Origin of the sequence: Pectobacterium versatile (genome assembly GCF_020166435.1) — a bacterium.
In the GTDB taxonomy this organism is placed as follows: domain Bacteria; phylum Pseudomonadota; class Gammaproteobacteria; order Enterobacterales; family Enterobacteriaceae; genus Pectobacterium; species Pectobacterium versatile.
On the sequence record NZ_JAINZP010000020.1, the window covers coordinates 41,403 to 61,860 of the forward strand.

Sequence of the window (20,458 nt, forward strand, 5' to 3'; positions counted from 1 at the left end):
TCTGCTTTGCCACGCGCTATCAGAGTTGAGAGGGATCTGAACCTGTTTCCCGAGGAAAATTCAATTTATTCAACAAAACTGCACACACATTGAATATTTTTATCAACGAACAGTAAGAAAATGACTATGAGCGATAATTTAATGAAATTAACATGGGAAAAATGTAATTTCATTACGCATAAAAAGGAGCTTTTTTATGCGTAATGAAACTTTAACTAATACATCCTATAAATTATCAACCTTAAATATCAATAGCCGCGAGGATAAGGTTAGAAGGCCGAATGAAATTAGCAATGTGTCATCCGGCCTTACATCCCAATTAAAAGATATTAATAACAGTTATGAACAATTATATCATGGTGTAAAGAATGAAATTTCTACTGAACGATCAACTCAATTTTGGAATTATCTATGGCCATTTAGCAGCGCTCAGCCTGCTGAATTAAATGATGATGGAGAAGGTGTTCCACTGACAGAAATACTTATTGAAGGAGAGCTTATTCGTCTGCAAGCAGAGTCACTCAAGGATTCAAATAATAAACAAGAATCTTGCCGTGGGTGGAAAGGAAGTTATTTAAAACGTGGTCTAGTGGGGATGGGGTTATTGACTGGGGCAGGTGTTATTGGGGGAATATGGCATTATGCAGGAAGGAACGGTTATAATGAAAGTAAGGACGATTTTGCATTGCCGACATCAATAACCCCTCTCTCAAATCTCGTCGCTTCTTGCCATAATTTTCAGATGCCTTTTGACAGAACGATACTACCCTCTGACTTATTTATTGCTAGAAATTGCGAATATAACTTAGAAATGGATTTTATTAAAAATGTGGTTACACAATCACTTGATTTCATTCCAGATTTTAATCCAATCGTCAGAGAAAAGCGTTCAATTTCTTTAAATAATATAAATATTCCTTATCTAATCCTTACTATCGTCCAGGATCAGACGATCGACTGGCGCGTGCGAAATGAATTTGATCTTATTTTTCGTCAAGCAGACGATTCACCAGATGTCAGAAATGCAAAATCTTCAGAGGAGAAACATATTAAGCTACTTCTTAAAACCATCCAGATAACCCAACAATGTATAGATAATAATAAATATGGGTATGTTAAATACAACTCATTCGAATCGTTTTCAGATATTCTAAAAAAACTCTGGACTACTGCAAATAACTTGCCTGATCTTTATAGTAAGAACGCGGTGGAAAAATTTAAAGAAAATTATGGTGATATATCTACTACGACAGAACTTCATAATTCATCAGATACCTCTCACGGGACGACAGTTCCTATTCCCATAACAGAGCCTCAGATTATTGATAATACGGTGGGAAATGATACCTCTGTTGGTGCCCTAGTAGAAGGAGCGGTAATCGCCAGCGCAGGAGGAGGAGTAATTATCAGCGCAGGGACGGCTGCCTGCACTAGTTGTGCAGATATTGGCCCAGTTGCCAGTGATGCCGGAGATGGTGCCGGAGGTATTGCTGTAGGTCTTGTCGGAGGTGCTGCCGGGGGTATTGCTGTAGGTCTTGTCGGAGGTGCTGCCGGAGGTATTGCTGTAGGTCTTGTCGGAGGTGCTGCCGGAGGTGCTGCCGGAGGTATTGCTGTAGGTCTTGTCGGAGGTGCTGCCGAAGATGTTGCAGGAAATGCTGTTGAAGGTGCTGTCGTAAGTGCTGCTGAAGATGTTGCCGGAAATGCTGCCGGAAATGCTGCCGAAGATGCTGTCGAAGGTGCTGTCGAAGGTGCTGCCAAAGATGTTGCCGAAGGTGCTGCCAAAGATGTTGCCGAAGGTGCTGCCAAAGATGTTGTCGAAGGTGCTGCCAAAGATGTTGTCGAAGGTGCTGCCGAAGATGTTGCAGGAAATGCTGTTGAAGGTGCTGTCGTAAGTGCTGCTGAAGATGTTGCCGGAGGTGCTGCCGAAGATGTTGTCGAAGGTGCTGCCAAAGATGTTGTCGAAGGTGCTGCCAAAGATGTTGCCGAAGGTGCTGCCAAAGATGTTGTCGAAGGTGCTGCCAAAGATGTTGCCGGAGGTGCTGCCAAAGATGTTGTCGAAGGTGCTGCCAAAGATGTTGCCGAAGGTGCTGCCAAAGATGTTGTCGAAGGTGCTGCCAAAGATGTTGTCGAAGGTGCTGCCAAAGATGTTGTCGAAGGTGCTGCCAAAGATGTTGTCGAAGGTGCTGCTGAAGATGTTGCCGAAGATGCTGTCGTAAATGCTGCCGAAAATGTTGCCGGAAATGCTGTCGAAGATGCTGCCAGAAATGCTGCCGAAGATGTTGTCGAAGGTGCTGCTGAAGATGTTGCCGAAGATGCTGTCGTAAATGCTGCCGAAGATGTTGCCGGAAATGCTGTCGAAGATGCTGCCAGAAATGCTGCCGAAGGTGCTGTCGTAAGTGCTGCTGAAGATGTTGCCGGAGGTGCTGCCGAAGATGTTGCCGAAGATGTTGCCGAAGATGTTGCCGAAGGTGCTGCCGAAGGTGCTGCCAAAGATGTTGTCGAAGGTGCTGCCAAAGATGTTGCCGAAGGTGCTGTCGAAGATGTTGCAGGAAATGCTGTCGTAAGTGCTGCTGAAGATGTTGCCGGAAATGTTGCCGAAGGTGCTGCCAAAGATGTTGTCGAAGGTGCTGCTGAAGATGTTGCCGAAGGTGCTGTCGAAGGTGCTGCCAAAGATGTTGTCGAAGGTGCTGCCAAAGATGTTGCCGAAGGTGCTGTCGAAGATGTTGCAGGAAATGCTGTCGTAAGTGCTGCCGAAGATGTTGCCGGAAATGCTGTCGTAAGTGCTGCCGAAGATGTTGCCGGAAATGCTGTCGAAGGTTCTGTCGTAAGTGCTGCCGAAGATGTTGCCGGAAATGCTGTCGAAGATGCTGTCGAAGATGCTGTCGAAGATGCTGTCGAAGATGCTGTCGAAGATGCTGTCGAAGATGCCGTCGAAGATGCCGTCGAAGATGCTGTCAAAGATGCTGTCAAAGATGCTGTCAAAGATGCTGTCAAAGATGCTGTCAAAGATGCTTTCAAAGATGCTTTCAAAGATGCTATCGAAGATGCTGTCGAAGATACTGCCAAAAATACTGAGGCGATGAAAAATAAGTTTGAGTATGTGTTTTCAGATGTTTTAAGGGATATTAAAAAACAATTGAGTGAGCATGATACCGGTAGCCTAAAAAAAAGTAGTGACCCTGGTGGTATAAATTCTGATAAAAAAATGGAGAAACTAAACCTGCGCAAATGGAATGAGTTACCATCCCATAATGTCAACCTACCTAAAATTGATTCCGAAGAGAATGAAATCCCACAAATATGGCATGATACAAGCATGCATGATGAGATTGAGGTTGATGTGGGTTGCATGGAAACTGTCACGGATTCCACAACTATACTGACCACGAATGGATTAAGCGATTGTTCAGCGTTAATAGTATTATCGGACTGGAATGGGGTTTCTTATGGGGGCCGCACTCTGATTCATCTAAACGGTAGTAATGTTTCATTTGGCCTGAAATATGGGGCCGATGCTAGCGGATTGATCTCTGAGCTCCGTAATAAAATAGTTGGAGGCGGAAAAGTTATCTTGGTTGGAGGGGATCAGAGTGAGTCAGATAGGAGCCTTAGTTTTATCATAGCTCAAAAACCTTTGTATGAACTTGTTAGTACCCCCAGCATATCCTTAACTATCGCTTGTTCTGCTCAAGTTTCTGTTTATCCAGATGGAACATTCGGTCTTGGAGATATAGAAGACAGAAGAGGAGTGTTAACCAGGGAAAACGTTAGAGATATACTATCTTACGTTCGGATATTGGAACCAGAGCTACAGCCAGACGCGAATCCTTCATGACAAAAGACAAAATGCTGGCGGACGGTTTGCCGATGTGACGATATTGATGTGAGTCCGGCAAAATGGATTACTATCTGGGCAGGCCGTTGCGCTGTCCGGATAGCAAGCAGGCCCAAAGCGTTAACATCAACATCAAGGCCCTAACACGTGGTGAGTAGCGCATCTGGTCATCGATGCGACGATAGCCTGAAAAGGAAGAAAATTAAACCGGCTATCCCGCCGCGCACAGTGGGGGGGGAATACTGGCCGCTGTAGTGGAATGAGGTGGTGGCAAATCAGCGTCTGACGGGCAGCAACAAATCATGGAAAGAGAAAGTGGGTTATCACCTGTATCCAGTGGCGGAAACGGCGATGTCGCGGCTAAAAAAGGTGTGCGGCGGACGCTGCGGAACTACGATGCACAGGTAGGTGACCGTCTGAGCGATCACCTTTAATACGATGGCAGTTACACAGAATTATTTACAGGGACCTCTATCTGCGCTGCGCTATTCTGATTTTTTATCAATTAGCCCAAGTAAATACATATCATAGAGAAGATCTGATTTTTCTTCCTCGGTGATATATTGGATGAGACTATCCAAACCCTGATTTGAGATGAGTATTTTTATACTGTTACGTAAATTTTTTTCAACCTGTTGTAGTCCCCTTCCTGCCATTAAAACCAATGTGACCACGTCGAGCATTAGGTTTTCTATATCTAATTCATAAGCATTTTCAAACTGATAGTATGCATATCCGATCTCTGATTCATGTTCGGCCCATTTTTCATCTCGGCGATTAAACGACTCAATTTTATTCCTGCAATAGATATAATAATACCTTAAAAGAGAATTTTTAATTTCTTCATAATTAACTCTTTCCTCTGTCATTTTTTTCTCCTAGTCTCAATGCAATCCCGTTATTGTCGAGTATTTTTACTTCAATCCTAGGATATCTTTGCTGAAATTGCTCTACAACTCCTAAACAACTTCCACAGGCTGGGCGCTCTGTAAAGATAGTAACCGTTCCTTTAGCTGATATATTACCACCTAATTTTTCTGAAATATCATCCAGTATCTTATATTCTGAATCCGTATTTATGGCTATTATAAACCCCTTATTGTTAGGTATCTCTTGGTATTTGAAACTCTCACTTCCTTTACCAACTAAGCCATTACTGGATACATTCACACCACTATGCACAGCCAGCGTTTTTGGAATGCCGAGGGTATTAATATCCACGACAGCAACATTACCACTACGTTTGGGATCTGATGGTAGTCCTGCTCTTAAATCTGTCACCTGCTGCCTAAAACCTGCCGCTTGCTGTATGGTCTTCTCATTAATCAGATAACTTTTCCAACCTGCGGTTGGCGTCACGAGGCTTTTTGACAGGTACTGATTACCAACGCCTGCCTTGCCGATGCCCGCGAATGTACTCGCTATCGAAATACCAAAACCTAAAGTTTATTTAGCCTCAAGATGAGGCCTATTAATTTTTGCTAGTAGCGGCCTACAAGGGCCGCTCTGTCTGCTCTATTCTGATTTTTTATCAACTAATCCTAATAAAGACATATCATAGAGAAGATCTGATTTTTCCTCCTCGGTGATCTCCTCTAACAACTGTTCCAGAGGATGTTCAGCGAGAATTTTTTCTATCATCTCTCTATGATATTTTGCGGATTTTTCTGGCCCTCTTCCTGCAATCATAATTAAAGATAAAACCTCAAGCATTAAATTTTCAATGGGGAAATCATAAGATCCCTCTGCTTGATCATAGGCATAGCCAATCTCTTGAAAGTAAATATTTTCTATTTCTTTCCCTTTATTTTTAACAAATATCATGTTTCTACAGCAGTCATAATATTTAATTAAAAATGACTCTTTTATTTCTTTGTAATCAATGCGTTCCATTTTCTAATTCCTTCTCACAGGGATAAGTCTTACACCATTATTATCCAAAACGTCAACTTTAATTCCAGGGTATTTTTTCTGAAACTGTTCAATAACACCTAAACAGCTTTCACATGCTGGTTTTTGTTGACCACTACATTTTATGATTGAGTTTGGTTATCGTCTGGATGGCCATTTCTGATAAATGGAATTTATACCTAATGGTGAATAATCTTGTAATTTAATTGATATCAATTGGTTATAGGTTGACGTTTTTTGATATTCATATTTATCCTCCCCATGCCTATGGGTTGTTTTTAATTATTACACAACATCCATGAATTAAACTTCATGGATGTTGTCTGAATTACTCTTAAATTATTATTTTGGACCTTCCCACAGGAGCTTCGACTTCATTTCCTGTGGAACCATTTCAAAAAGAGATGATATAAGTTCTTTTTGACCGCTATAAGCTATTGAAATATCATCACTACAGTTTTCAATATAATATCTTGCCTGATTGTTTAGAAAGTAAATATCGTGATCTTCAAAATCTGGCGTCAAGATCGTGTAAGCTAGATTATGGACAAGTTCCGCTTCATAGTAGCATGACAAATCAGATGATTTTTTATGTTGTTGCATGTTCCTGATATAAGGAATAGAAAGTAACAACATTTTTATATATATTTCGTTCTTTTTTAATTTGTTCATTTTATTTCCTTTTTGGCATAAGTTTTGCATCTGCAGGAACTGTATTTGTTTTAGTCCACACACCATTTTTCAATAAACTATTTACAAAAGTTGCATCTCCAGTTTCTTTATAGAGTTCTAGGGCTGCAGCCATCCGGTGATTCCCCTCAGAAACATAGTATCTACCATTGTTATCTACGAAACCAGCGATTATACCCTTCGGATCTGAGTATAAGTATTTTCCATTTTGCATATCATTTTTTATAAAATCGATCTGATGAGGTTCCCTTAGGCCAACCTGAAGACTTTTTATGTTTGGCAAAGAACCTCTTGATGATAAAGATCCTATTTCTGATATATAACCTTTTATCACAGGTGATAAATATTTTCCTGCTAAGCCGAATAGCGCATAACCTGCTAACTCCCCTGCAGCGTCTTTAGCAAAAAGAGTTAAACCACAGCTATAGCTAATATCCATGCCGCAACTGTTAAATCGTTCGTAAGCATTTAAACCCATATCTCTAAACTGATTAGACAAATCGAATCCAATCTGTTTTTCCAACTCATTATATCCAGAAGCTGTAGAAATCCCATAAAGCATGTCATTAATACAGGTGGCATTACCTGCAGCTCGGCATCCTTCAAATATCTCTTGGTTCTTTACTGATATTTGATTCATTTCCTTGCGTACATTACTCTCACAAACGCTGTCTTTACATGCAGCGTACTTCTCGGCGAGTGTTTTTGGTTCCTCATGCATTAAGAAGTTAAATTGCAGGACACTTTCTGCAGCGCTAGCACCGCTATTAACACCACTGGCTTTGCCAGTAATAGCGGCTCCCGCTAAAGCACCAATAATTCTGCCAGTAGAGGTTATCTGTATTTCTCTTAAGGCTGGGTCAACGAAAGTGTTACCTAAACTGATTGCCGCTAGCTCTGCTGCTAACGCACCAGCCGCAGCGCCTTTAGCATTGCCCCCTCCGATTTCTGCTGCAACACCCGCAATAACCGCATGGCTGATTACTCGTCTCGGGTCATCCATTGGCAAGCCTAGGACTTCACCCTTATCCCCGATAAATTTCGCTCCTTCCGCATTGATCTGGCTGCCGATGTTACTTAGAAGCGCCGTGGTGAAATTATCCTTAAAGCTACCGCCATTAATCGCGGTGCCGAGGCTGGAGCTGATCACTGATTGTCCGGCAACCCGTTGCGCGACTTTGCTCCAGTCACCGTTGCTGAGCATGGGCAGTTTAGCCTTGGCGGGATCGATAACGGTTGTACCGTTAGTTGCCTGACTAAACTGCATGACTTCATCGAAGCCTGCTAATGCACCGCCGATCACCATTGAGGTAACCAGTGATTTGACAGAATCGCTGCTGCTCATGGCCTGGAACGTTTTAGACAGGTTGCCTTTGTTATCAACCAGTGCAACTGCCGCCTGCGAGGTCAGCGCTGTCATGCCTGAATAGGCTGCGCCGCTTACGACAGCGACTGTTGTCGCGCTAGCCCCAGTTCCCACAGCACCAGCAGCCAACTGACCTGCCGTTGCTGCCAGTCCTGTGCCTGCGGTTACCGCCGCAACAGCGATTGCAATTACTGCACCGACCACTGGGTTTAAACTCTGAGTCGTATGGTTCCAACTACTATAGGCATCTTGTACTGTGTTCCATTGCACATCTTTACGGGTATTTAACCCTTTCAGCCACGTCGCCCCTGGAGTATTGCTGAGAATCAGTAATGCATTTTGCAGCGATTGAGCATTGCGTGTTTTTACGGCAGCGGAAACTCCTGTCGCTGCATCAACGGTAAACTGTCCACCCGCGTGGATTGATGGCAATAGCCAGGTATCTTTGGTGTATCCCCTGTCGGAATTTTTAATGAAGAAGCCTTTCGATGTGGTGATAGTCTGCTCAAACGTGGTGTTTTTTACCGCCTTAAAGATGACCTTGCCTTGAGTGCTGGTAAGTTTAGCGTTTTTGCCAGCTTCAATTATGCTGGCTTCATAGATACTGTCATCACGACTTAATAGGTTGATATCACTTCCAGCGGTAAACTCAGTCACCTTTTGGCTAACATTATGGTAAGTCTGCTTACCCTTTTTCTTTTTGCCATACCAGGTGCGACTGCTGGATTCTTTTTCATAGTGATTGGTTTCCTCCATGGCTTGTGCGTACAGGAATCCCCCTTTAGCGGCCACATCCATTGCACCTTTTGCAAGTAAACTCGTAGCCTGAAATAAGATGCTACTGCTAGATAAAAGTGTCAGTACACCACCGCTGTTTAATACGACATTTTGTTGTGTTATCGATTCATTAAACTCTTTATCACCTTCTCGCACTGAATGATTCTGTAGTGCATTGAGTTCCACTTTACCATTGCTGCTTAAGGTCATATCCCCTGTTGACGTTAATGAACTGCCGGATGCAATAAGATCGCCGTTTGTGGCAAGAGTAAGATTTTTTCGCGCATTAATCTGAGTAGTAACATGGCGGTCATCTCTATTATCTTCATCTGGTTCGGCAATCGCAGAATATGCCGTTGAAAGTAATGAAATTGTGTTGCCTGCGAGGAGAGTAATGTTGTTGGCAGATAAATTTGCTGATTTAATATTAATTGTATTTCCTGCATTTATCAGTAAATCCCCACCCGTATTAAGTCGGCTTGATAATGAAGGTGTGCGTGTAGACGGTAAAAATTCGCTGTAGATATTACCTACGGTTTTAGCGTCAATGGTTATCATTCCATTGGCAATTAGATCAATACCTTTTGCGGCAGTAAGAGATACGCCCGATAAGGTAAGATTACCTTTTGCCTTGGCAAGAATATTACCGTTTGAGAATAAATCATTTAGTTTGAAAAATGCATTTTCAAATATTTTTTGATTATTCTGCTGTGTGGTTTCTATTCTTCGCTGGTGGGTGGTGAGATCATAAATAGAATTAGTGATACTAATGTCTTTTCCTGCAATAAACTCTGTGCTTTTGTTATTACTAAAATTAACTCCTGATAGGTTTATATTTCCTCCTGCATTTAGAGAAAGGGTCTCCTCTGCCTGGAGTGAAGCATATTGGCGATTTCCGGAATCACTAAATAGAGTTGATGAATCAGTTTCGTATACGATATCACTTTCACGACTGGTAATGTTTATGTTTCTTGCTCTTAATAATGAAGTTCTCGATAATATAGATATCCCTGAGCTAATGTTTATATCATTTTCTTTTGATAAAATGTGAGCATTTTTAATATTTGTCAAAGTTTGTGATATCAAGTTTGTGTCGCTATCAGATTCTATTGTTCCATTAATATTCATCGATCCAGCTTGTAATAATACATTTCTCCCTTTAATGTTTATTTTTTCCAATGATGTAAATATTGATGATGCTTGAGATGTTAGTTCTTTGGTTCTGAATATATCAATAATCTGTTTAAAATCTGCAACCACATTCTCAGTTGCATGTACCTTTGCCGATAACAGCTGTTCGCCTTTGAAGGCACTCTCTTTATCTTTGACCTTATAATAAGCAAGAATTAGTGGCATGCCATCATCAAGGAAGGTTGTACTGGCGGATTGTGACGTATTTGAGCGTCTGACAGACTGCTCCTGTGCGGTTTCCGAACGAAAATTCGTTATATGCTCAGTTTGCTTAAACAAGGGGGAAGTATTTAAAAATGTTTGCCCAGTCAGAAATATATTACCAAAGGATTTTAAACTACTGGCGTTATTTTCCAGTTGAGTCGCATTAATATAGAGATTTTTTCCGCCATGAATTTCAGCTTCAGGTGTTAAGGTGGTAAATTCCCCCTCAATCTCTTTTTTAGCAATAGATGGGATATACGTTGTCGCATCGGAAAGTGCGCGAAGCGGTAATTCCTTCTCAACATTAAGGTTGGCGTAAGTTAAGTCCTTCTTCTCTTTTACAACGATCTTATCTCTGACGTTTTTAAGTGAACCCGTCCGAATCACCAAATCCCCGGTATTGGTTTTAATCGTCCCCGAACGGTTTTCGACCTTAACGCCTTTGTTTCCCGTCGCGTCTTTTTGGATCCACAGATTGTTGTTGGCCTGAATGGTGGCCTGTGTGTTGGTCAGGGTATCGTTGAACAGGCGCATATCTTCGCCTGCTATAATATTCCCTTTGTTATTCAATACGGTACTGGCAAGCGTGATATCACGATCGCTTTTCACCGTATTGCCTGCGGCAATATCGACCTGCTGTGCATTCAAATTAAGATCGGTTTTCGCGTGAACATTACCGAGCTGGATTTTACCTTTGCTATCTAGCGTAATGCCCTGTTGAGAACTGGTCAGGTTAGCGACGTTAGCGCCAACGCCGTCTTCGGTTGCCACGAGCCGGATGCGCTCTGCATACATGCCGCCGAGCGCTTTGGTGTCAACTGCCAGCTGTGGTTTGGCACCTTCTCCGGCGATGGGGGCGATTGTGCCGGTTTTGAAATCGACCCGATTGCTGCCTTGAGTCAGCGTCAGGTTTTTCGCATTGATTTTGCCGTTCAGTTCGGTTGCCCGGCTGAGGATATCGACATAATCCGTTGCTGAACCGTCCAGGCCTTTGCCACCAATGGTGATGCTGCCTTTTTTCACTTCCAACGCTTCAAGTGCGCCTTGCTGGTCTAACACCGGTTTCCCTGTCGTCAGCGTGGCGGAAGGCGTATTGATGAACCCACATCCATCACAGGTGATGCCGTTCGGGTTGGCAATCAATACGTTGGCTTTATTCCCGAAGACTTCTATCTTCCCTTGCAGGTCTGAGCGGGTGGAGCCCGTCACCTCGTTGATAATCAGATCGGCCGCTTTGCCATTGAGGTTGGCGTTAGCGTTTACCTGTCCGGCCAGCTGCGATTTCCCAGCAACGGTACTGTTGTTGAGCACAGCACCGGGTGTCCCGACGCTGAAGTCTTTATAGGTGTTGTGAGAAACACCTGCCGCATTTGGTGTTGCGATATTGATGACCGGTACGGCACCCGCGTTGTTGACCTGCGTGCGTGGGCCGTCTGGCGTGAGCGCCGCAAACGCGGGGTGTAACGGTTGGATCGCGGTCAGGTAGATCAGCAGATAGCTAAGTCCACGTGTGGCGCGGTTATTGAATTTTTCCATGTGACTTTCCTTGTTTTCCTTTTGCTGTGAATAAAACGCTTAATCAAAAAGTGCCGTAACGGGGAGGGCGACTTGCCAGTAAACGACAGCGTTATCGGGATGGAGATTGTCTGGGAAATGCAGCGGCACACCGAGCGACACCGACTGGCTTACCCAACGTGAAGACGCGGACAGACCAACGGAAGCGCCGGTCATATTGCCGCCATCAACTTTGCCGGTTTTCCCGGCGATCCATCCGCTATCCACTGCTGTTGTGAGCGTGATATCACCCAGAAGCGGTAGCGTGGCGAATTGCCAGTTCACTTCGTTGCGCCAGTAGAAACCCCGATTGCCGGTCAGCGTTTGCTCTTTAAATCCCCGGACGGAATACTCGCCGCCGAGCGAGACGCGTTCGCTGGTATACAGGTTGTCCGGCGTGGTTTGGCCGTAGAAGGAGGTCAGCAAGTACAGCGAGGGTGCAAGCGGGTAGAAATAGCCGCTGCTGACGCTAAATTTACGGAACTCGCTGCGTGGCAGGCCACTGTTTTCCTTTGTGTCATCCGTCGCGCCCCAGCTCCTCAAGCCGTGGCTCAGCATCGGGTTGAGCGTAAAATATCCACCTGCCAGCGTGGTGCTGTAGCTGAGTCCAATACTGGCGCTGCTGACCGTAGGGCTGCTGACTTCAAGGCGTTCGCCTGCCATGCGGTTCTCGGTGCGTCGACGAGAAAGCGCGCTATCCAGCGCCAGCTTTTGCTTCCCATCCCGATAGAGCGTTCTGTTGAGGCTTAGGCGGTGGGTATTGCTTTGGCCTTCATAGCGATATGCGCTGCTGCCAATCGGGATCGGCTGGAAAAAATCGTTCCAGGCGTATTGATAGCCGAGTGTCCAGTAGCCATAAGGCAAGGACATCCCGCCCGATAAGGCTTTGCTGCCGTAGCGATGGTTGAATGCGCTATCACGGCTGGCGGTGAGCCACCAGCGGTCAGCGAGCCGCAGCGGGTTATCGAGCGTGAGATGAGTGGAAAGCTGTTCGCGGCCCGTGCTTTTTTGTCCGCTGTTGTCCGTGCTGAGAGACAAGGCCACAGGGCGAGATTGCGTGGTGCGTTTTAGATAAACAATCGAACTTCCGGCTTGTTTTCCCGGCTGAATATCAATCGCCACCTGCCGTGAAGGCAAGCGATTAAGCTGTTCCATCCCTTGTTCGATATCGCGCAGATTAAGAATACGTCCTTCCAGCCCGGGGAATGCCATCTTGATTGCCAGTGGTGTTTCCCCTTCCATGCGGATGGCTTCTATTTTTCCCTCGCTGACGCTGATGATGAGCGTGCCTCCAGAGAGGTCTTGCTCCTGTAAATAGGCCTGACTGGTGACAAAGCCGTGATTGAGGTAGGTGTTAGTGGTTTCCCTCACGGCGTTATGGATGGTGACTAAATCAAGGCAGCGATTTTGGTAGCGTTGCTGAAGAGCGGTCCGATCTTTCGTCGAGAGGGCGTCTGCACCGTGAAAGACAATGCTTTGGATAGGGAAGCAGACGGCATCCTTTGCTGTTGATGCTGTGACCGTGGGTATCGTTAAGTTGGTGCTGTTTTCCAACGATAAACGCTGCTGCTTGGCCTGCTCCAATAATGCTTTTTGCTGGAGTTCTAGCGCATCTCGATCCGTTGGGCTGATGGCGGTAGCGGCAAAGGCTGAGCTGCTGAGGCTCAAAAAAATAATGCTTATAAAAGAAAGGGTTTTACACAAAATGAACGCGATCCTTACGTTGATTTACATTTTGCGCTTATATACACAAATGCCTTATTCCGTGGCTAGGTAAAATCGATTTCCAATAGAAATTCGACAGAATACATTGAGAAACTTAATTTATGAGAATAAAAATGATAGTCATTATCATTTTTATATATATGGGCAGATACCTATATCGCAAGATAGAGTAATTTTGATATTTATCATTGGGTTTCCGCTGTTCTGGAAACCCAATGAGGGGGAAGGTTACTTAAAGTCCGCGTACGGTGTAAGCGGCTGCGGTGGGCTGTCGAGATCGCCTTGCCAGCCAGAGGCGGAGTAGCGCAGGTAGATGAGGCCGTGGCTGGGGGTGTAGTCCTTCGCTTGCTGAATGTCGATACCGACACCCAGCGTCCAGTGTGAGCTGAGGCGGCGTTCGACGATGGCACGCGCCGTATAGCCGAAACCGGAACTGCTGCTGCCTTCTTCGATGGCGTCTCTGTCGGTGATCGCAGCGTTGCCAAGCAGGCCGACCAGTGGATAGCGCCGCTGATCTTTGGTGGAGGAACGTGACCACGACAGCGATCCGCCGAGTTCCCACGACCAGTTTTCCGTCCGCTGCCGATAGTTCACCGGCACGCCTAGCGAGAAGTATTGCTGTGGGCTGTAGTAGCCGCCCTGACCGAGCGAGTAACCGCTAAGATCCTTCTGGTAACGCCACCACATGCTGTTCAGGCCGACCGTGACGCGTCGGTTATCCTCGTTAATCAGCTTGTAGTAATAACCTGCCATCGCGCGGGCGCGGTCATTATCGGCCACGTTTTTACCCGTAATCTGGTGGACGCTGAAATCACTCCAGACGCCGTGCGCTTCACCCCGATCGTAGCTCAGCCCGAGGCTGACGCCCGTCGCACGCACGCCGCCCCAGGTAATGCCAGTGCCTGGGTCTTTGGTGCCGCCGAAGGCGAGTAGTGAACTGGAGATCGGGCGGCGCGATGCCGTCGCGGTCCAGCCGATTTGCCGCCAGTCACCGCTGTAGCTTGCGCCGCCGACGACGTCGACGACATCAAAGCCGAGCGGCGTGGTGCCGATGTCTGCTGACCAGCGATCGTTCTTCCAACCTGCGGCGACGCTGGTGCCGGTGGCTTTCTGCGATTTGCCGTCGAAGCAGTCCTGTGTGGCGCAGGTGCCGAAGGTTTCCCGATAGGCACCGTTGCTGTCTGGAGAGAAGGAACCCGCGTTCATCTGTACGGTATCAGTGCGGAAGAAGGCGCGGCCGTTGTACAGCGGCATCTCTATCTGCAACATGGTGTCGTGGGCGCTCAGGTCGGAAACGCCGCCGGTACCGCTCGAACTCCCGTAATCGTGATCAAGGGTGACGGTAATATCCTGCTTGCGGTACAGGTCCGCGGCATCGGCACGGATGCTGCGTTGCAGCCAGTCGTCCCCTGCCTGATTGCGTGTCAGCCGGGTGTAGTCATCGTCGCTTTGCGGCAGAGCGGGCGTGATGCCGCTGGCGACCATCGCCTGTTTATAGTCCTGCTGTGCCTGTTCAGGCTGAGATTGCTGTTGTTCAACGCGTGCCGCATCGCGATAGACCAGAGCCTTGGTCTGACCGACAGGCTCTTTCTGCGCGTCGATTTTTAGCTGGCGGAAAAGCGCCGTCGATTTTTGCGGATCCCCGACGGTTTGCCAGGCGTTGGCGACACGGCGCTGCGCATTGAGCGTATCAGCCGCCTGCATTGGAAGCTGGTTCAGGCGCTGGCGTGCGTCATCTTGCTGGCCCTGCGCGATAAACGCATCGATTTCACCCAGTTGCGCATCGGGATTCTGCGGCTCTCGCGTGCGGATGCGCTGATAATCTGCCAGCGCCGTAGCGTATTCACCCCGAGCCAGCGCCCAGTCTGCCAGCAGGAGATCGATGCGAGTGTCAGCCGGTTGCTGGCGGAGGAAAGCGATAGCGGCGGATTCGTCATCCGCATCGCGTATCGCTTCCGCTTTAGCCAGCGTGGTTTGCATCGTCAAACGCTGAGATAAGTCGCGCATATCGTCGCTCCACTGCGCTGCGGGAAGCGTGTTCAGGTGAGCGAGTGCTTGCTCATCGCGATTGGTCGATGACAGGTAAAGTGAGTAAACGTAATTCTTTTCCGCGCTGGTTGGGGGTATGGACGTCGCACGCTGTACCACGCTGTCCGCCTGCTGCGTTTTTCCTAACTGGCGCAGCGTCTGTGCATAGCGATAGGCCAGCCACACATCGTTCGGATCCTGCTGGTTCGCCTGACGATACTTTTCCTCCGCCTGCGCCCACTGTTGCTGTTCTGAAAGCCGATCCGCCTGCTGTTTCAGGATATTGAGTTGTAGCGCAGTAAGTGTCTCCCGCATCGTGTTCTGCTGGCTGCGCGACAGGCTGTTGAGGTAAGTGAGTGCTTTCTCCGGCGACTGCCGCTGATAAATCCCGACCAGGCCGCGCAAGGCGTTGTCGTTGCCGGGTTCAAGGTGCAAGGCCTGCTGATAGAGCGGCTGTGCGGCGGCATCATTCTTACTGGCAACGGCGACATCACCCAGACCAATTAGCGCATAGGCGTTGGTGTTATCCATCTGGCGTGCCTGCTGATATTTCTGCCGCGCCAGCGGGAGGTTGTTGGCTTTTAGCGCGTTGTCGCCTTCCGCAATCGTGGTCCAATATTGCGTGCTTTGGATGAGCCCTTCCCATTTACCGCTGTTGAGGCGATCAGTATCCGCCTGCAATGCTTTCTGGAACTGTACCAGTGCTTTTGCCCGATCGCCTGCGCGCAGGTAAACCAGACCCACAGCGCCGATCAGCTCAGGGTCGTTGGGTGTGGCGGCCAGCGCCTTATTCAACTCGATAAGCGTGGCGCTATTGCCGCCGCCGTCTTCAATCTGTGCCAGCGCGCGCAGCCGCCCCTGATAAACGGGATCGGCTAAGATTCCCTGCTGGCGGCTGAGCTCTTTACGTGCAGTCTCTGCCTGTTCGCCTTCATCAAATACGGTCAGAAAGCGGTTGAGTTCAGCCACACTTTGCGGCGTGACCAGCATCCGGCCAATGATTTCCAGCCATAGCGATGCGGCCTGACTGCGTCCGACGGGATCGTTAGACAGCTGTTGCAGTAAAGGGTAGGCCTGCTCGTTGCGATCCTGACTGAAGAGCAGGCGTGACAGCGCCATGCGCAGCGGAACGTTGTCAGGGTAAACCTGATCCAGTGCTTCCAGTTGCTTAATCGCAACGGGTTCCTGATTCGGCAAACGAGAAACCAGACGCCAATACTCCACGGCGAGATCGAGCGTGGGCGGCTCGCCGTGAAAGAGCGTGTCGTACTGCGCTTTGGCTTCCGCGTAACGCCCTGCGGTAGACAGCAAGCGCGCCTGCTGTAATTGTTGACGTGCGGCTTCCTGCGTCAGCGCCAGCGCCATCTCTGCCTGACGGTAAAGCGTGGAGTCGGGTGCCACGGCCTTCAGTTTTTCTAACTGCTGGCGTGCCTGTGCCTGATCGCCTTGACGCAGCACTAGCCGTAATCTGGCAGCAATAACCTCGGGGTTATCCGGGTCGATAAGTTCCAGTCGATAGAGCGACTGGCGGACGAGATCGTCTTTGTTGCTGGCTTCTCCCAGACGCACCTGTTCCATCAGAAATTGCTCTGGTGACGCGGTTTCCGCGCTGTATGCCTGCGGCGCAGCAACCAGCAATAACGGGAGGAGGCGCAGCCAGTTTACGGTGTTGTTGTGCATTGGCTGCCTCGAGACGGTAAAAGTTGACCTTGTGAAGTGAAGCGATAGCGCTTCTGATCCCATCCCTGACCAAAGAGCGTCAGAGAGGCGGAGAAATACGCATCGTCACCCGGTGGATTGGCGGCGAGCCGCTGGCGCTGGACGGCCAGCGCATCCGGTTGACGGGATAGCATCGGAAGCAGTGAGGCAGAAAAGCCTACCGATCCCTGTCCGGTGACGGTGCCCGTCGCGGTATCCGCTTTTTCAGGCGGTAGTCCTTGCTGGATCGTCTGCTGAATCATCGGCTGAAACTGTTTGAGTAAGTCGGTTTTCCCTCTGCTGCTGTCGGCCATCATCCCCGCCCACAGATAGACGCGGATGGCGTCATAGCTGCCGACATTGGGTTTGGTGGTATCGGGCTGCCAGCCTTTGCCTTTTTGCCAGATGACCCAATCAGGCGAGAACCCTTTCGGCGCGGTTTCTAACAGCAGGCGCTGCGTGGTGCGCTGCATCGCTTTCCATTTCTCACCCAGCGGAGCAAATCGAGCCAGCAACTGTGGCGGAAGATAGCTGGGGTTCAAGCGCCAGCTCTCTTTCTCTGCGAAACCCACTTTTCCGGGTAATAGCATCACGCCCAGCCCCGGAATCGTCACCACCTCTTCCTTGGCGATACGCGCGAGCAGCGTGGTGCCCAGCGTCTGATAGCGTACTTCTTTCCACAGCCGACCGGCTTCAAGCAGGTTATAGGCAATCCACAGATCGGCATCGGAAGCTGAGTTCGGATCCAGCACCGTCCACTGCTTATCCGTGTTCTCTCCCCACAGCCAGGCGGGCAGATGAGCGCTCAAATCGCCTGCGGACAGGTTGTCTTCCGTCCATTTCAGAAGACGATCAAACATCACGCGATCGTTGGCGACCAGTGCAAAGAACATGGCATAGCTTTGCCCTTCGGACGTGGTGATTTTGTTGGGTGTTGAGGTATCAATCACCCGCCCTTCCGCGCTGATGTAATGCTGCTTGTACTGCTCCCAGGCTGGCCAGTCGCAGACGGCGGCGGTGGCCAGGGAAGCCCATAGCCACAGCAGCGTGGGGATCAGGTAGCGCAGCACGCGCGGCATGGTGCGTTAGTCCCTTTCATCCGGCGACAGGCGGCGGCGGCTGAAGAATTTCAGGCCACGCCACAGCAGCCAGGCAACAATAACGACGGTAAGGGTCGATATGATCGCCAGCCAGACAGGATGCTGCGCCAAGGCGTGCCAGATACGTTCCCACCACGGCAGGTGACCGACGTAGTAAACGTCGCCGACGCGCAGATTATTGATGCCCGATTCACGGATGACGGAAACGGAGCCGAACAGCGAGGCTCTTTTTTCGCTGTCGATCAGCGCGTTGTTGAGCAGCGCATAGCCCTGCGGGCTATCGGCCAGTAGTGCGACGACACTACGCTGATCGTGATACGGGGACTGGAAGCCGATAATCGCCGACATCGCGCCGTCACTGCTGACGGTAGTTTTGCTGTCTGGCTTCGCGTCAGATTCAGGTGAGCCCATATCTGGGATGACGCTCTGGCGTGTTGGCTCTTTGATCCAGCTTTGCGTTTGCTCGACCAGCAGGTTGATTTTGCTGCTGTCGTGAAGTTCAGGCGGGATAGCGCCGATCATCAAAATATCGCTGTCCTGCTTGTCTATCTGCGTCCAGTCATCGCTGAGCTGCACCGCCAGCGCCGGGTAGCCGGTTTGTGCCCCAATGTTGCCGATGGCATTCAGCAGCGCGCTGACCTGAGCCGGTTGTGGCTGCTTGTTCACCAGCACCAGCGTTTGTGACAGGTCAGCCAGTCGGCTGAACGGGTAGCCAGCATTGGCAAAGGCGCGCAGATCAGGCATTGCCATAAAGTGGCGATAGCCAGAGAAGTTAATCGTCGAATTGCTGTCGATGACGGCGTGATTGACGACCGGCGTATAGGTTTCACAGCGGTCGGCGGTGCCGCTGGAAAGCAGCGTGGTGTAGTTGAAATCAAAGCGCAACTGGTTGGTGGTGCCCAGTTTCAGCGCCGGAATGGACAGGCTCTTGTCGGAATCCCATAGCCCCTGCGTGAGTGGCAGGCGCATCAACAGGGAGTTCTTGTCTTGCTCCGGCGCCAGCGAGAAGTCCTGTACGAACTGGTTGTTCAGGTTGATGCTCAGGCGCGATCCGTCCTGAATCTGCGGCGCGGTGTAGCGATATTTCAGACGCATATCGATGCCCTGACTGCGGATCAGGAACAGGTCAGGCGGCAGGTTCATGGTCAGTGAAATTGGCCGGGGAACAATGCCGTCGGTTTGCAGCTGTTCGTTATATTGCTGCAGTTCGGCGAAGGTCATGGGGCGATCGGTGCGCACCCAGTTTGGTGCATCATACGGCTGGCGTGGGGCGAGCTGTTCGACCTTATCGATAGTGACGCTTTGCCCACGGAATAGCGCGTTCCCCTGTGCGATGCCCCGCACGGCGGTAAGCAGTTCATTATCATCACGCCCCTGTACCAGCAGTAGCTTCACATGAGGATCGTTGGGGTGGCTGATGATAGACACCGTTGGCCCGTTCACGGCGGGGGAATCGCGCAGGAAATCCGGCCGCTTCTCGTTGGTGGCGAACACAATACCGTGACTATTCGGCAACTGGTTGAAGAGGGCAGGGAAAGACTGCCCGCGCCATTGTGCTTTGCTGCCAAACCAGGAGGCGAGCACCGCGGCGGCACGCTGCTGCACCAGATCCGGCTGGCCGGCAAAGACGATGGGCAGCGTTAGCGGGCGGGTATCGCGGCTGTCAAAAAACGGCGCAGGGAACGGCGACAGATCGTCTTTCAGCGTCAGCTTCTGGAATTGCAGATTGAGCGCGCTGGCTTTGCTGACATCCAGCCACAGGCTGGTGCTGGCTGGGTTTTCGCAGATGTTCTGATAATGGCCGACGAACACCAACTGCATGCGGTTAAAATCCGTGATGTAGCGCGGATCGATAGGAATACGCACGCGGTTGGATTTCCCCATCTGCTCTTTGCTAATCGTGGTGACGCCCATGAGCTCATTGTTCAGGTAAACCTTGATATGTGACTCGGTGGGGATCAGCGCCGGTGACGGGGTAAATTCGAGGTCGAGCGAAGCCTGCGTGACCACTTCGTCGCTGCGAACGCCAAACTCAATCTGCCCGTCGGGATTGATACCGCGTAGCGCAAAGGTGCCCGGAGCCGGCGCGATCTGTGCAAACGGCATCACCACGTTACGCACAGCGGCGTTGGCCGGCGGCTGCACCAGCGGAATCGCAGGCATCGTCGTCGCTGGTGTTGCGGTGGCAGCATTGGCGGGCGGCTGGGTCGTACCCCCTTCGGCCGGTGTTTGTGCGTGCGGCGTGGTGACAGCCTGAGATAATGAGCTGACGCCTAAAGCCAATGCGGTGAACCAGATTATTTTTTTCGTCATCGTGTCATCATCAATGTTAAGGGTCTTTCTCGTTGTCGGGAGAAAGACCGTTGATCACGGCCTGTG

12 protein-coding genes are annotated in these 20,458 nt (G+C 49.2%); 2 read left to right on the top strand and 10 right to left on the bottom strand.

Annotated features, from left to right (window positions below):
- Positions 1 to 196: 196 nt before the first annotated feature.
- Both K7X24_RS17715 and K7X24_RS22030 read left to right on the top strand, forming a co-directional pair.
- Entirely contained in the window at positions 197 to 3,835 is a 3,639-nt protein-coding gene (locus tag K7X24_RS17715) for a hypothetical protein (protein ID WP_224556275.1), read from the top strand.
- A 302-nt stretch (positions 3,836 to 4,137) separates the two neighbouring features.
- Positions 4,138 to 4,269: a hypothetical protein gene (locus K7X24_RS22030; protein ID WP_263485484.1), complete on the top strand. Its 132-nt coding sequence runs from the start codon at positions 4,138 to 4,140 to the stop codon at positions 4,267 to 4,269.
- Positions 4,270 to 4,320: 51 nt separating this feature from the next.
- On the opposite strand, the gene K7X24_RS17720 is transcribed toward K7X24_RS22030, so the two are convergent.
- From K7X24_RS17720 to bcsB, 10 genes are all read right to left on the bottom strand, one after another.
- Positions 4,321 to 4,704 (bottom strand): hypothetical protein, encoded by a 384-nt coding sequence (locus K7X24_RS17720; RefSeq protein WP_224556276.1) that lies wholly within the window; start codon positions 4,702 to 4,704, stop codon positions 4,321 to 4,323.
- The gene (locus K7X24_RS17725) at positions 4,685 to 5,194 is read right to left on the bottom strand and encodes a deaminase domain-containing protein (protein WP_224556277.1); all 510 of its coding nucleotides are present in this window, start codon (positions 5,192 to 5,194) and stop codon (positions 4,685 to 4,687) included. The genes K7X24_RS17720 and K7X24_RS17725 overlap by 20 nt, the downstream gene beginning before the upstream one ends.
- Before the next feature lie 156 nt (positions 5,195 to 5,350).
- Positions 5,351 to 5,728 (bottom strand): Imm2 family immunity protein, encoded by a 378-nt coding sequence (gene imm2, locus K7X24_RS17730; RefSeq protein WP_224556283.1) that lies wholly within the window; start codon positions 5,726 to 5,728, stop codon positions 5,351 to 5,353.
- Between the two features lie 3 nt (positions 5,729 to 5,731).
- Positions 5,732 to 5,875, bottom strand: coding sequence for a deaminase domain-containing protein (locus tag K7X24_RS22205; protein WP_411909732.1), 144 nt, complete (start codon positions 5,873 to 5,875; stop codon positions 5,732 to 5,734).
- Positions 5,876 to 6,088: 213 nt separating this feature from the next.
- Entirely contained in the window at positions 6,089 to 6,418 is a 330-nt protein-coding gene (locus tag K7X24_RS17740; RefSeq protein ID WP_103157840.1) for a zinc ABC transporter substrate-binding protein, read from the bottom strand.
- Position 6,419: 1 nt separating this feature from the next.
- On the bottom strand, positions 6,420 to 11,510 hold the full coding sequence (locus K7X24_RS17745) for a DUF637 domain-containing protein (RefSeq protein ID WP_224556296.1): 5,091 nt from the start codon (positions 11,508 to 11,510) through the stop codon (positions 6,420 to 6,422).
- Between the two features lie 39 nt (positions 11,511 to 11,549).
- Positions 11,550 to 13,232, bottom strand: a complete 1,683-nt coding sequence (locus K7X24_RS17750) for a ShlB/FhaC/HecB family hemolysin secretion/activation protein (RefSeq protein ID WP_224556299.1) — start codon at positions 13,230 to 13,232, stop codon at positions 11,550 to 11,552.
- 249 nt (positions 13,233 to 13,481) lie between these two features.
- Entirely contained in the window at positions 13,482 to 16,961 is a 3,480-nt protein-coding gene (bcsC, locus tag K7X24_RS17755) for a cellulose synthase complex outer membrane protein BcsC (RefSeq protein ID WP_224556311.1), read from the bottom strand.
- Positions 16,943 to 18,058 (bottom strand): cellulose synthase complex periplasmic endoglucanase BcsZ, encoded by a 1,116-nt coding sequence (gene bcsZ / locus K7X24_RS17760; RefSeq protein ID WP_224556314.1) that lies wholly within the window; start codon positions 18,056 to 18,058, stop codon positions 16,943 to 16,945. Before bcsZ ends, bcsC begins: the two co-directional genes overlap by 19 nt.
- Positions 18,059 to 18,064: 6 nt before the next feature.
- Entirely contained in the window at positions 18,065 to 20,392 is a 2,328-nt protein-coding gene (gene bcsB, locus K7X24_RS17765) for a cellulose biosynthesis cyclic di-GMP-binding regulatory protein BcsB (protein WP_224556327.1), read from the bottom strand.
- Between the last annotated feature and the right edge of the window lie 66 nt (positions 20,393 to 20,458).